We start from the raw sequence: 12,083 nt of genomic DNA on the forward strand, positions 1-12,083 counted from the left end.
CGATGCAGTTAAAGGAGATTAGGGATATTTTTCACAAAGAACTGGATGGCCTTTATGGGAAGCAGGAGGTTGCCAGTTTTTTTTATTTGCTGATCGAGCATTTTTTAGGTCTTCAACGTTTTGTATTGGCTTTAGAGCCGAATTTGGTTGTGGATAAAGAGGAAGAGGTGCCACTGTTTAGGGCATTGTCGCAGCTAAAGAGCTATGAGCCTGTACAGTATATTATTGGCTATGCCCATTTTATGGATATGGATTTTAAGGTGGCTCCCGGTGTGTTGATCCCGCGCCCAGAGACCGAAGAGCTGGTTATGTGGGTGTTGAACGATGTGAAAAAAACCGGTAGGGTGCCGTTGAAGGTTTTGGATCTGGGTACGGGCAGTGGTTGTATTTCGGTGTCGCTGGCCAAGAACTTGAAAAAGACAGAGGTTGTAGCTGTGGACATCTCGGAAGAGGCCTTAATAATTGCAAAGGAAAATGCGCTTAAGAATAATGTGGACGTTCGGTTTTTAAGGTCTGACATCTTGGCTTTAGATATTAAAGAGAAATTTGATATAATTATATCTAATCCTCCATATGTTAGAGAGTTGGAGAAAAATGAAATGAAAAAAAATGTAATTGGTCACGAACCTGATTTGGCATTGTATGTGTCTAATGAAGACCCGTTGGTATTTTACAGGGCCATTGCAGAATTTTCAGTAAAACATTTAAAAACAGACGGTATTTTATACCTTGAGATCAATCAATACCTTGGTAAGGAAACCGTAGATTTATTTAATATGGGCAATTTTAGAAAAGTGGAATTGCGAAAAGATATGTTTGGTAACGATCGTATGGTCAAAGTGGTAAAATAATGGAGAGTATCGTTGTTTTTTGTGGTAGTAGCGAAGGTGGTTCAAGTATTTTTGCAGAGCAGGCTTATGTTTTAGGTAAAACCTTGGCGGCAAAGAATATGACTTTGGTGTACGGGGGTGCAAAAATAGGTGTCATGGGTAAAGTGGCGCAAGGAGTTTTGGAAAATAATGGTCGTGTGGTTGGGGTGATTCCCGAATTTTTAAAAATAAAAGAGGTGGTTCATGAAAACCTTTCAGATCTTATAGTTACCCAAAACATGCATGAACGTAAATTAAAAATGCACGAGTTGTCGGATGCAATAATTATGCTTCCTGGGGGCTTTGGCACTTTAGAAGAGTTTTTTGAAATGTTGACATGGTCTCAGTTGGGGCTACATCAATATCCGATAGGTGTCTTAAATGTGGATGGTTTTTATGACGAGTTATTGCAGATGTTGTGGAAAATGGTTGATAAGGGGTTTGTTAAAGAAACGGATTATAGGTCCATTTTGGTGGATGACAATGTTTATGGATTGTTGGGGAAAATGGAAAATTACGCACCGCAATCGGTTCCGAAATGGATAAATAAAGAACAGTTGTAAATGGATATTTCTAAAAAAATTACGGAGCTCAGACAAGAGTTGAGAGAGCATAACTATAATTATTATGTGCTTGATAATCCGACAATTTCGGACTTTGAGTTCGATATGAAGTTGAAGGAGTTGCAAGCGTTGGAGGCGGAACATCCGGAGTTCTATGATGAAAGCTCGCCAACACTTCGTGTCGGCGGTATGGTGACCAGGAATTTTGAAACGGTCGTTCATGAACATAGAATGTACTCTTTGGACAATAGTTATTCAAAAGAAGACTTAGAGGATTGGGAAAAGAGGATTCAGCGTAACCTAGGTGATGTTCCTGTTCAATTTACTTGTGAGTTAAAGTATGATGGTGCATCTATCAGTATTACATATGAAAAAGGTAGGCTTGTAAGAGCGGTTACCCGGGGTGACGGTATTCAGGGAGATGATGTTACCGTAAATATTAAAACAATAAAATCGGTTCCGCTACAGTTAAAGGGAGATTATCCTGAAAAGTTTGATATTCGAGGAGAGATAGTTTTGCCTTTTGAAGGCTTTCTTAAAATGAACGAGGAGCGTATAGAAAATGGCGAGGATCCCTATATGAACCCAAGAAACACGGCTTCGGGCAGTCTAAAATTACAAGATAGTGCAGCCGTTGCACAGCGGCCTTTAGAGTGTTTGCTCTATAGTGTCGTCGGAAAGGACCTTAATATTTCTACCCAGTTTCAGATGTTGCAAAAAGCGCGTGAATGGGGTTTTAAAGTACCTACAGTCGCCAAATTATGTAAGAATACCGAAGAGGTTATGGAGTTTATCAGTTATTGGGACGAACATAGGCACAACTTACCATATGAAACGGATGGGGTAGTGGTAAAGGTGAACAGCTTGCAACATCAAGAAGAATTAGGTTATACGGCAAAATCTCCACGATGGGCCATGGCCTATAAGTTTAAGGCGGAGCAGGTGTTTACTGTATTAGACTATATTTCATACCAAGTAGGGAGAACAGGGGCTATTACGCCAGTGGCTAATTTAGAGCCGGTTCTTTTGGCTGGTACTACCGTAAAAAGGGCGTCGTTGCATAATGCCGACCAAATAGAAAAATTAGATGTGCGAGAAGGAGATACAGTTTTTGTAGAGAAAGGAGGGGAAATAATACCCAAGATTGTAGGTGTGGACCTGTCTAAAAGGACTTTGAATTCAGTGCCAACTAAGTATATTACCCATTGTCCGGAATGTGGCACGGCTTTGGAGCGTAAAGAAGGTGATGCTAAACATTATTGTCCAAATGAGTATGGTTGTCCTCCTCAAATAACAGGTCGTATCCAGCATTTTATATCTAGAAAAGCTATGGATATCGAAGGTTTGGGGGCAGAGACCGTAGAATTGTTGTTTAAAGAGGGGTTGATACGGGATTATGCGGATCTGTATGATCTTACCAAAGAACAAATATTGCCTTTGGAGCGTATGGCAGAGAAATCTGCGGATAATTTGATAAAAGGGGTTCTAGATTCGGTAAATGTGCCTTTTGAGCGTGTTCTATTTGCATTGGGGATTCGTTATGTAGGGGAGACAGTGGCTAAAAAATTGGCCAAGGCGTACAAAAGTATAGATGCTCTTATGGCGGCAACGGTAGAAGAACTTGTAATGGTAGACGAGATTGGTGAGCGCATTGCGGAAAGCGTGGTGTCTTTCTTTAAAAATGAGAAAAACCAAGAAGCTGTGGCAAGGTTAAAGGCGCACGGCCTTCAATTTGAGCTGTCTGCCGATAAGTTGGAAAACCAGACCGAAGTTCTAAAAGGTCTTACTTTTGTGGTTTCAGGGGTGTTTGAGTCAGTAAGTAGGGATGAGCTTAAAAAGCTTATAGAGGACAATGGCGGCAAGGTAGGGTCTTCTATTTCTTCTAAGACCAGCTATTTGGTAGCAGGGGATAAAATGGGGCCAAGCAAGCGAACCAAGGCAGAGAAGTTGAATATTCCCATCATATCGGAACAGGATTTTTTACAAATGATTTAATATCAGGATATGGATTATTTTATAATTAGCGCGGTTTTGGTATCTATATCTGCCGCTTTTGGTTACATTAATGTACGTTTTCTTAAACTGCCCAATACAATAGGGCTTATGTTGATTACCATTGTATTTACATTGGCGGTGTTTGCTGTTAGCTTTGTTGACGATACGTTGTTAAATGCCGAAAAGTATATCATTACACATATCGATTTTAGAACGGTGTTGTTGGATATTATGCTGAGTTTTTTACTTTTTGCGGGTGCTTTGCATACCAATTTTGAACAATTAAAAGTACAACGCTGGCCCATTTTGGTTTTTTCTACCTTGGGGGTGTTGGTGTCTACCTTTTTGGTAGGAACGTTTGTTTATTATATGCTTCAGTTGTTTCAAATGAACGTGCAGTTTGTTTATTGTTTGTTGTTTGGTGCCTTGATTTCTCCGACCGACCCTATTGCCGTACTCGGTATTTTAAAGCAGGCGGGAGCACCTAAAAAATTGGAGACAAAAATAGTGGGGGAGTCCCTTTTTAACGATGGTGTAGGCGTAGTGGTGTTCTTAACGATATTTCAATTGGCGTCATCGGGTAGCTCTGAGTTTGAGCCAATGGCCATTCTAGAATTGTTCGGGGTAGAGGTCATAGGTGGAATTGCATTAGGTCTGTTTGCCGGTTGGATTACCTATAGGTTAATGCGCTCCATAGACGATTATGATATTGAGGTAATCATTACCCTGGCAGCAGTTATGATGGGTACCGTGGTAGCTCAAAAACTTCATGTTTCCGCACCATTGGCGATGGTTACGGCAGGCTTGGTCGTGGGTAATGATACCGTACGTAATTCGGCAATGTCCGAGACTACTGAAACTTATGTGGACAAATTTTGGGAGTTGTTGGATATTTTATTGAATACTTTGTTGTTTGTGCTTATTGGTATGGAGATGTTGGTGATTAGTTTTGAAACCAGTTATGTCGTGGCTGGTTTGGTGGCCATTCCCATTGTCTTGCTTTGTAGATATTTAAGTTTATTGTTACCTATAAAGTTTTTTCAGGAAAAACTTGACTTTGTTCCTGGAACCAATTTGGTTATGACATGGGGCGGATTACGAGGGGGTATTTCCATAGCCCTGGCTTTGGGGTTGACCGAGGCAATGCACAGAGATTTGTTTTTGGTGATCACATACATTGTAGTCGTATTTTCTATTATTGTACAAGGGCTTACGGTGGGTAAATTGGTAAAAAGAGTAACAACATGATGCCTATTGATTATACTGAATTTGAAGCGACGCTTAATTTAGAAAGTCCGCCGGTAACTTGGCCAAAAGGTTTAAAGGCTCTTTGGTTCGATGCTAAAGGGGATTGGGAAGCTTCTCATAATATCGCTCAAGATATGTATAGTCGTCTAGGTAGTTGGATCCATGCATATCTACATAGAAAAGAAGGTGATAGGTTTAATGCTGGTTATTGGTATAGACAGGCGAATAAAACCTATCCTGAAATTTCTTTAGATGCCGAACTAAGAGAGTTGGTGGAATCTGTTTTGGGGATTTCCTGAAAACGAAACGTCTTTATTAAGGCCTTTGGGTGAAGTGAAGAAGGGGTGGTGGTTATAAAAGGTATTTTTTAAAGCACACACTATTGTCTACACCTATGTAAGGAGGGTAATTTGCTGTTATCTTATAATTGTTTTTAGTATAGAGGGCTATAGCTTCGGGTTGGCGCAGTCCGGTTTCTAGCACACAGCATTCGTAACCTAGTTCTTTGGTCCATTTTTCCAGTTCGGCGAGTAAAATAGATGCTATTCCGTTTCCTCTCATGCTAGGTACCACGTACATGCGTTTTATTTCCATGCTTTGATTGTTGAATGGTTTTATGGCTCCACAGCCAACCGCTTTCTTGTCTTTAAAATAAACAATACAGTGCTTTAGTTGGTCTATTCCGTTAAATTGGGCGTAAAAAGCATTGTCTTTCCCGTCCCTTTTGGCGAGGTCGGCATCTAATAGGGCAACCAGTCCTTTAAAATGGCTATTGCTGGTGTTTGTTCGTAGAATACCGTCCATAGTGTTATACTTTTATAGATGCGCCCTCTACTTTGTTGTCTTTAGAACCAAAATAGAAATCTACCCGACCTAAGTTAATGCCAAAACAGCCCACTTGGTTTACTAATATATCATCATCTACGGCATTTTTGATCACTACGGGCTTATCTAAAAAAGTGTGGGTATGTCCGCCAATAATAAGGTTTGTATATTTTGTGCGTTTCGCCAATTCTATATCTTGTGGGCGGTTTTTGTCCTTGTATTCATAACCTATGTGGGACAGGCAAATAACAAGGTCGCAGTTTTCGTTTTCCTTTAATTGACGCTCTGTATCTACTGCTATTTCGTACGGGTCTAAGAATACGGTTTCTTTATATAATTTTTTTGTGACCAATCCTGCTAGTTCTATTCCAAGTCCGTAAACACCAATTTTAATGCCGTCCTTTATGAATGTCCTGTACGGTTGGGTGTGGCCGTCAAGTACCGTATTCGAGAAATCGTAATTTGCGGAAATAAAATCGAATCCGGCATGGGGCAGTTGTGCCAAAAGACCCTCTATGCCGTTGTCAAAATCATGGTTTCCAATAGTGGCCGCATCGTACTTGAGCATACTCATAAGTTTAAATTCCAATTCACCACCGTAAAAATTAAAATAAGGGGTTCCTTGAAAAATATCGCCGGCATCCAGTAAAAGGGTGTTGGGGTTTTCCCTCCGTATACTGTTTATTAATCCCGCGCGGCGTGCTACACCGCCCAAACCCGGAAAATCGGCATGATCGTTGGGAAATGGGTCTATATGGCTGTGAACATCGTTTGTGTGCAGAATGGTTATATGTTTCTTTTTTTCGGTTCCGCAAGAATTTAAGGTAAGGGAGCTAGCTCCAATAAAGGCACTGGTAGCTATAGTGTTTTTTATAAAGGTTCTTCTTTTCATACTTAGTCTAATTTGAAGTATCTATCATCCACTTTAGCGGTAATGGTGTCTACTTTTGTAAAATAATCGATCATGGCATTTCTTATTTTGTAATCGATTTCGGTGATTTCTTGAGCGTCTTTAAAAAAGCCCATATTGTCGCCACCGGAAATTAGGTAATTGGAAGTAGCTACATAGTAGGTTCTGTTCTTGTCAAATGGCTTGCCTTGAATTTTTAAGGTATTCAGGGTATTGTCGGCATTTAGTATTATTTGTATGCCCGCCACTGGATGTGGTCTTTTAGATTTAATAAGGTATGATACCATATCCAATATCGAGGCGCCCGTTAGTGCAGCTACGGCAATGGTGTTTTCGAAAGGCATTACCTCGTAGGCCGTACGTGCGCTCACATTTCCTTCAGAAATAATAGATCGTATACCCCCGTGGTTGAGTAAAACAAAATCTATGTCATTTCCAGTACGCATTTTAAATATAGGAGAGGCTTGCTGCAAAACTATATCTGCCATAAGGTTGCCTGCCGAAGTGTTGTATTCACCATCTGTTTTGCTAATCTTTTGGGGCGAGTAGGCTAAAGCGCTATCCAATACGGAGTCTACATGGTCGCGATAGGGCTTAATAAAATCCGTTAATTCTTTGACCGACTGGTAGGTACTGTCAACGGTAATCTGTTTTGCGGATATATCTGTAAGGGTTTGTGCGGATTGTTTGCAAGATGCAATCGAAAAAATTGTTATAATTATAACAAAATGTTTTATTTTTAAACAACTAAAGTGTTTTAACTTCGCCATAGAGTTGAACGGATATTATTTACATTTGTACAAATGTAAAAATACATGTTTTTAAAAGGAATTAAGGACAAGTTTAAACAGAAATCTGGTCGCAAATACATAAAGCAGGCCCTTGAAAAGCCTAGTTATGTTAGTACCAGGGAAAAAGGAATAAGTTCTTTAGGTTGTATTGTTGATTTGGACAAATTTGAGAAATCGGACTTGTTCTTTCAGTTCTTGGAAGATTTTTCTCTACGCCCCAATGCTGTTAAGATAATTGGGTATAAGAGTTATTATGACAAGAACTCTCCGTATTCTACACCTGTTTTCTCCGATAAGGATCTAGGGTGGAACGGTGAAATAGAAAATAGCTATGCGCTGGAATTCTTAAGCCGAGAATATGATTTGTTGGTCAATTATTACAATGAGAACAACTTGCTTTTAAATTTAATGTCCGTTAAGACGAAGGCTAGGATCAAAGTTGGTTTTAGTGAGGTAGGGCCAGATTTTAATGATTTAATGTTGGATACACCGATAGAGGACTTTAAAATATTTAAGGCGGAATTAAAAAAGTATTTAGGTGTTTTTAAAGAAATATAGATTATGGAACAGTTGAGGGGTACGGGAGTTGCGTTAATCACTCCTTTTAAGGCCGACGGTAGTGTAGATGTGAATGCTCTTGTAGACATTGTTACTTATAATAAGGAGGGTGGTGTTGATTATCTTGTGGCATTGGGTACAACTGCCGAATCGGTGACTTTGACCAGCGAAGAAAAGCAATTGGTTCTTGATACCGTGGTGAGGGCCAATGCAGGGGCTCTGCCGTTGGTAGTTGGTGTCGGAGGCAATAATACGGTAGGCGTGGTAGAAGATTTAAAAACACTGGACTTATCTGCGTTTGACGCAATACTTTCGGTTTCACCCTATTATAACAGACCCACTCAAGAAGGAATATACCAGCATTTCAAGGCAATTTCAATAGCTTCTCCAAAACCTATAATATTGTATAATGTTCCGGGGAGAACGGGTAGTAATATGTTGCCCGAGACCACGGTAAGGCTTGCAAATGATTTTGATAACATTATAGCTATTAAGGAAGCCTGTGGAAATATTGTGCAAGTAATGGAGCTCATACAGAACAGGCCAGAAGGTTTTCTTGTGATCTCAGGTGACGATATTACCGCACTACCTACAATTCTGGCAGGTGCAGATGGAGTAATTTCTGTTATAGGGCAAGGGTTGCCTTTTGAATTTAGTCAGATGGTGAAGCTTGGCCTAGAAGGTAGAACTAAAGAAGCGTATCATTACCACTATATGTTGCAAGAGGGGATGAACCTTATTTTTAAAGAAGGAAACCCTGCGGGAATAAAGGCTATATTCGAAATTTTAGGCCTGTCAAAAGCAAAGGTAAGATTGCCGTTGATAGAGGCTAGTTCAGGTTTAAAAAATCAAATAGCTGAATTTATTACATCGCTCTCCAAAATACCTGCATAAATAAAATTGCGTTAAATCTTACCTAAAACATCGGTTTTGTAGTTGGTTGATGCTATTTTTGATGGATTAAAAATGTTTTTTTAAATCCATTGATAATCACTAATTTTGCAAAATGTTTTTTAAAATGAGAAGAATTTTTGTTTTAGGCCTATTGGTAGTCGCTTTTCAATCTTGTAGCGAGTACCAGCAAGTACTTAAAAAAGATGATATTAAAGCTAAGTATGAAATGGCTCAAAAATTCTATGAAGAAGGCGACTACAAAAGGGCCAATAGGCTGTTTGAACAAATAGCTCCCAAATATATAGGTAAGCCACAGGGTGAAAGGGTGATGTTCTTTTTGGCCAATTCATATTTTGAACGTGGGGACTATAACATGGCAGGCTATCAGTTTGAGCGTTTCATCAAGTCATACCCCAAGAGCGATAAACTTATACAAGCTTCCTTTTTAGGTGCTAAGAGTTATTATATGTTGTCGCCAAAGTATTCTTTGGATCAGACAGATACGGACAAGGCTTTGTTGAAATTGCAGAACTTCATAAATGCCTATCCGGATTCGGAGTATTACAAAGAAGCCAATACCATGGCGCATGAGCTTACTACAAAAAAAGAAAAAAAGGCGTTTGAAATCGCCAAGCAATACAATAAGTTAGGCGAGTTTAATTACGAAGTATTAAAATCGGCTGTGGAAGCCAGTGATAATTTTATTTCCGATTTTCCAGGTTCCGTATATAGGGAGGAAGCTTATTTTGTTAAGTTGGATGCCTTGACCCATTTGGCGTTAAACAGTTACGAGCAATTACAGGAAGAAAGGTTGAATAAGGCAAAAGACGCATACGAAGCTTTAAAAAAGAACTATCCGGAGACTAAGTTTGATAAAGAATCCGCCGATTTATTGGAGCGTATAGAAAAGGAATTGGAAAAATTCAAAAATAGAGAATCAAAATAAACAGTTTCAAATATGAACATGAACGATTTAAAAAACTCAAAGGCACCTGTTTCTACGGTTACCATCAACCGAAACGAATTTGACAAGCCAACAGGTAATATCTATGAGGCAATATCTATTACTGCCAAACGTGCCGTTCAGATCAATTCTGAGATCAAAAAGGAGCTTTTGGAGAAATTGGAGGAATTTGCTACTTATAGTGACAGTTTGGAAGAGGTTTTTGAAAACAAGGAGCAAATAGAGGTTTCAAAATTTTATGAGAAACTACCAAAACCACACGCCTTGGCCGTTGAAGAGTGGTTAATGGATAAAATATATCACAGAAATACCGAGAAAGACGCATAAGTAGTATGTTGAGTGGCAAAAACATCCTTTTAGGCATTACCGGAGGGATCGCCGCTTATAAGACAACTTTTCTTGTACGGTTACTGATCAAAGCTGGCGCTACTGTTAAGATTGTTCTTACAGATAGCGCCAGTTCTTTTGTTTCTCCACTTACTCTGGCCACATTATCAAAAAATCCGGTAGTTTCAGATTTTGTAAAGAATGAGGATCATATAACCGATTGGAACAATCATGTAAAGTTGGGGCTGTGGGCCGATCTAATGATTATAGCACCTGCTACGGCCAATACCTTATCTAAAATGGCATCGGGTAATTGCGACAATTTATTGTTGGCATGCTACCTTTCCGCCAAATGTCCGGTTTTCTTTGCGCCTGCCATGGACTTGGATATGTATCGGCACCCAACTACAAAGGCTTCTTTTAAAAAGCTAGAATCTTATGGTAATGTAATGATTCCGGCAACTTCTGGAGAATTAGCCAGTGGTTTGCATGGGGAGGGGCGTATGGCAGAACCGGAAGCAATACTATCTTTTATTAATGCATTTTTGCTGAAAGGGCTTCCCTTAAGAAACAAGAAGGTATTGATTACGGCCGGGCCTACGTATGAAGCAATAGATCCTGTTCGTTTTATAGGTAATCACTCCTCTGGTTTAATGGGGTTTGAGCTTGCCAATGCAGCAGCCAAATTAGGAGCACAGGTGATTTTGGTGTCAGGGCCTACCCATTGTACTATAAATAACGATTTGGTAACCTTGGTGCGTGTGGTTTCCGCAGATGAAATGTACGATAGTGCCCATCAGCATTATTCTGATGCGGATATCGTTATTTGTGCCGCTGCGGTGGCCGATTACAAACCAAAAGAGCAAGCCGAGCAAAAAATAAAGAAATCCGATGCCGAATTAAATATAGCTTTGGTCAAGAATAAGGATATATTGTTTTCATTAGGGCAAATAAAGAAAGATCAATACTTGGTAGGTTTCGCTTTGGAAACCGAAAATGAGCTAGAAAACGCAAAAGCAAAATTGGAGCGTAAAAATCTAGATGCCATTGTTTTAAATTCTCTAAATGACAAAGGGGCCGGTTTTGGGGGTAAAACCAATAAAATTAGCTTTATAGATACCAATTTGACAATACAAACGTTTGATTTAAAAACCAAGGCAGACGTTGCCAAGGATATTCTTAATGAAATCATTAAAAGACGCTATGCGTAAGTTATTATTTGTTTGTCTCCTAATTAGTGTATTTGTACAGGGCCGTGCCCAAGAATTAAATTGTACGATCACTATAAACTCTGAACAGGTATCTCAGACAAATCAACAGGTTTTTAAGACCTTGGAGCGTTCTTTGAATGATTTTGTCAACAAAAGTAAATGGACAAATCGTGTATATAAGGAGAACGAGCGTGTAAATGCCCAAATGTTTATTACAATTACCGAATACGAATCGGATAGGTTCAAGGGAAACATTCAAATTCAATCTTCAAGACCTGTATACAATACTTCTTATGAAAGTTCTGTCTTTAATTACAAAGATAACCAGTTCGATTTTCAGTATATAGAATTTCAGCCATTGGTCTACAATGAAAATGTATTTGAATCTAATTTGGTAGGTGTTATTTCTTATTATGTATACATTATATTAGGTTTGGATGCGGACACTTTTTCTTTGGAAGGGGGTACCGATTTTTATAGAAAGGCCCAGAATATAGTAACACAGGCGCAAGGAAGCAATTATACCGGGTGGAGCCAATCTTCTGACCGAAGCCGTTTTGAGCTGGTAGACAACTTGTTGTCCAATACTTATAAGGAGTACCGTATTGCAATGTATAATTACCACCGAAAGGGGTTGGATATTATGGCGGACAACAATAGTACCGGAAAACAAATAATTGCCGGTACCATGAAGCTTTTTGAGACCATGATAAATAGAAGGCCCAACGCTTTTTTGATTCAGACTTTTTTTGATGCCAAGTCAGAGGAAATTCGAAATATATTTTCCGATGGCCCGAAGGTAGACATAGTAAAGCTTAAAAATACACTGAACAAAATAGCCCCGCTATATTCCAGTACTTGGAACGACATTACGTACTGATTCTTTTTTCGATCCAGAATATAGACTACCTTTGTTTTTCTAAATTTC

General features: G+C 39.3%; 14 protein-coding genes. 11 read left to right on the forward strand and 3 right to left on the reverse strand.

The annotated features are described in order from the left end of the window. Nucleotides 1-2 precede the first annotated feature (2 nt). The 5 genes from prmC to AB657_RS03055 are packed head-to-tail and all read left to right on the forward strand — an operon-like array spanning nucleotide 3 to nucleotide 4,974. On the forward strand, nucleotides 3-851 hold the full coding sequence (gene prmC, locus AB657_RS17925) for a peptide chain release factor N(5)-glutamine methyltransferase (RefSeq protein WP_047245147.1): 849 nt from the start codon (nucleotides 3-5) through the stop codon (nucleotides 849-851). After that, entirely contained in the window at nucleotides 851-1,432 is a 582-nt protein-coding gene (locus tag AB657_RS17930) for an LOG family protein (protein ID WP_047245148.1), read from the forward strand. Before prmC ends, AB657_RS17930 begins: the two co-directional genes overlap by 1 nt. Continuing rightward, complete coding sequence (gene ligA, locus AB657_RS03045; RefSeq protein ID WP_052958608.1) at nucleotides 1,433-3,427, forward strand: NAD-dependent DNA ligase LigA; 1,995 nt, start codon at nucleotides 1,433-1,435, stop codon at nucleotides 3,425-3,427. Between the two features lie 9 nt (nucleotides 3,428-3,436). After that, complete coding sequence (locus AB657_RS03050) at nucleotides 3,437-4,675, forward strand: cation:proton antiporter (RefSeq protein ID WP_047245149.1); 1,239 nt, start codon at nucleotides 3,437-3,439, stop codon at nucleotides 4,673-4,675. Beyond that, on the forward strand, nucleotides 4,672-4,974 hold the full coding sequence (locus AB657_RS03055; protein WP_047245150.1) for a hypothetical protein: 303 nt from the start codon (nucleotides 4,672-4,674) through the stop codon (nucleotides 4,972-4,974). Before AB657_RS03050 ends, AB657_RS03055 begins: the two co-directional genes overlap by 4 nt. Before the next feature lie 52 nt (nucleotides 4,975-5,026). On the opposite strand, the gene AB657_RS03060 is transcribed toward AB657_RS03055, so the two are convergent. Genes AB657_RS03060 through AB657_RS03070 form a run of 3 tightly spaced genes read right to left on the reverse strand, consistent with a single transcriptional unit; the run spans nucleotide 5,027 to nucleotide 7,180 of the window. After that, on the reverse strand, nucleotides 5,027-5,479 hold the full coding sequence (locus tag AB657_RS03060; protein WP_047245151.1) for a GNAT family N-acetyltransferase: 453 nt from the start codon (nucleotides 5,477-5,479) through the stop codon (nucleotides 5,027-5,029). 4 nt (nucleotides 5,480-5,483) lie between these two features. Then, nucleotides 5,484-6,392: a metallophosphatase gene (locus tag AB657_RS03065; RefSeq protein WP_047245152.1), complete on the reverse strand. Its 909-nt coding sequence runs from the start codon at nucleotides 6,390-6,392 to the stop codon at nucleotides 5,484-5,486. A 2-nt stretch (nucleotides 6,393-6,394) separates the two neighbouring features. Continuing rightward, a complete protein-coding gene (locus AB657_RS03070) occupies nucleotides 6,395-7,180 on the reverse strand; it encodes a 5'-nucleotidase C-terminal domain-containing protein (protein ID WP_047245153.1) in 786 nt (261 codons plus the stop codon). Between the two features lie 45 nt (nucleotides 7,181-7,225). On the opposite strand from AB657_RS03070, the gene AB657_RS03075 reads away from it, so the two are divergent. The 6 genes from AB657_RS03075 (at nucleotide 7,226) to porD (ending at nucleotide 12,035) form a co-directional block, all read left to right on the forward strand. Continuing rightward, nucleotides 7,226-7,759: a DUF6913 domain-containing protein gene (locus AB657_RS03075; protein WP_047245154.1), complete on the forward strand. Its 534-nt coding sequence runs from the start codon at nucleotides 7,226-7,228 to the stop codon at nucleotides 7,757-7,759. Nucleotides 7,760-7,762: 3 nt separating this feature from the next. Then, nucleotides 7,763-8,653: a 4-hydroxy-tetrahydrodipicolinate synthase gene (gene dapA, locus AB657_RS03080; protein WP_047245155.1), complete on the forward strand. Its 891-nt coding sequence runs from the start codon at nucleotides 7,763-7,765 to the stop codon at nucleotides 8,651-8,653. A gap of 124 nt (nucleotides 8,654-8,777) precedes the next feature. Next, nucleotides 8,778-9,599 carry an outer membrane protein assembly factor BamD gene (locus AB657_RS03085; protein ID WP_232304836.1) on the forward strand — a complete coding sequence of 274 codons (822 nt, stop codon included), beginning with the start codon at nucleotides 8,778-8,780 and terminating at the stop codon, nucleotides 9,597-9,599. Nucleotides 9,600-9,617: 18 nt separating this feature from the next. Continuing rightward, complete coding sequence (locus AB657_RS03090) at nucleotides 9,618-9,944, forward strand: DNA-directed RNA polymerase subunit omega (protein ID WP_047247767.1); 327 nt, start codon at nucleotides 9,618-9,620, stop codon at nucleotides 9,942-9,944. Between the two features lie 5 nt (nucleotides 9,945-9,949). Continuing rightward, nucleotides 9,950-11,155, forward strand: a complete 1,206-nt coding sequence (gene coaBC / locus AB657_RS03095) for a bifunctional phosphopantothenoylcysteine decarboxylase/phosphopantothenate--cysteine ligase CoaBC (RefSeq protein ID WP_047245157.1) — start codon at nucleotides 9,950-9,952, stop codon at nucleotides 11,153-11,155. Next, on the forward strand, nucleotides 11,148-12,035 hold the full coding sequence (gene porD, locus AB657_RS03100; RefSeq protein ID WP_047247768.1) for a type IX secretion system protein PorD: 888 nt from the start codon (nucleotides 11,148-11,150) through the stop codon (nucleotides 12,033-12,035). Before coaBC ends, porD begins: the two co-directional genes overlap by 8 nt. Nucleotides 12,036-12,083: the final 48 nt, after the last annotated feature.

It is taken from the genome of Maribacter thermophilus, from assembly GCF_001020565.1.
Lineage (GTDB): Bacteria > Bacteroidota > Bacteroidia > Flavobacteriales > Flavobacteriaceae > Maribacter > Maribacter thermophilus.

What these genes read in the sequence shown, in the direction of transcription:
- ligA (WP_052958608.1), top strand. Translation starts at nt 1,433, where the DNA reads ATGGATATTTCTAAAAAAATTACGGAGCTCAGACAAGAGTTGAGAGAG.
- AB657_RS03070 (WP_047245153.1), bottom strand. Translation starts at nt 7,180, where the DNA reads ATGGCGAAGTTAAAACACTTTAGTTGTTTAAAAATAAAACATTTTGTT.
- AB657_RS03065 (WP_047245152.1), bottom strand. Translation starts at nt 6,392, where the DNA reads ATGAAAAGAAGAACCTTTATAAAAAACACTATAGCTACCAGTGCCTTT.
- AB657_RS03085 (WP_232304836.1), top strand. Translation starts at nt 8,778, where the DNA reads ATGAGAAGAATTTTTGTTTTAGGCCTATTGGTAGTCGCTTTTCAATCT.
- dapA (WP_047245155.1), top strand. Translation starts at nt 7,763, where the DNA reads ATGGAACAGTTGAGGGGTACGGGAGTTGCGTTAATCACTCCTTTTAAG.
- AB657_RS03050 (WP_047245149.1), top strand. Translation starts at nt 3,437, where the DNA reads ATGGATTATTTTATAATTAGCGCGGTTTTGGTATCTATATCTGCCGCT.
- AB657_RS03090 (WP_047247767.1), top strand. Translation starts at nt 9,618, where the DNA reads ATGAACGATTTAAAAAACTCAAAGGCACCTGTTTCTACGGTTACCATC.
- coaBC (WP_047245157.1), top strand. Translation starts at nt 9,950, where the DNA reads ATGTTGAGTGGCAAAAACATCCTTTTAGGCATTACCGGAGGGATCGCC.
- AB657_RS03075 (WP_047245154.1), top strand. Translation starts at nt 7,226, where the DNA reads ATGTTTTTAAAAGGAATTAAGGACAAGTTTAAACAGAAATCTGGTCGC.
- AB657_RS03055 (WP_047245150.1), top strand. Translation starts at nt 4,672, where the DNA reads ATGATGCCTATTGATTATACTGAATTTGAAGCGACGCTTAATTTAGAA.
- prmC (WP_047245147.1), top strand. Translation starts at nt 3, where the DNA reads ATGCAGTTAAAGGAGATTAGGGATATTTTTCACAAAGAACTGGATGGC.
- porD (WP_047247768.1), top strand. Translation starts at nt 11,148, where the DNA reads ATGCGTAAGTTATTATTTGTTTGTCTCCTAATTAGTGTATTTGTACAG.
- AB657_RS03060 (WP_047245151.1), bottom strand. Translation starts at nt 5,479, where the DNA reads ATGGACGGTATTCTACGAACAAACACCAGCAATAGCCATTTTAAAGGA.
- AB657_RS17930 (WP_047245148.1), top strand. Translation starts at nt 851, where the DNA reads ATGGAGAGTATCGTTGTTTTTTGTGGTAGTAGCGAAGGTGGTTCAAGT.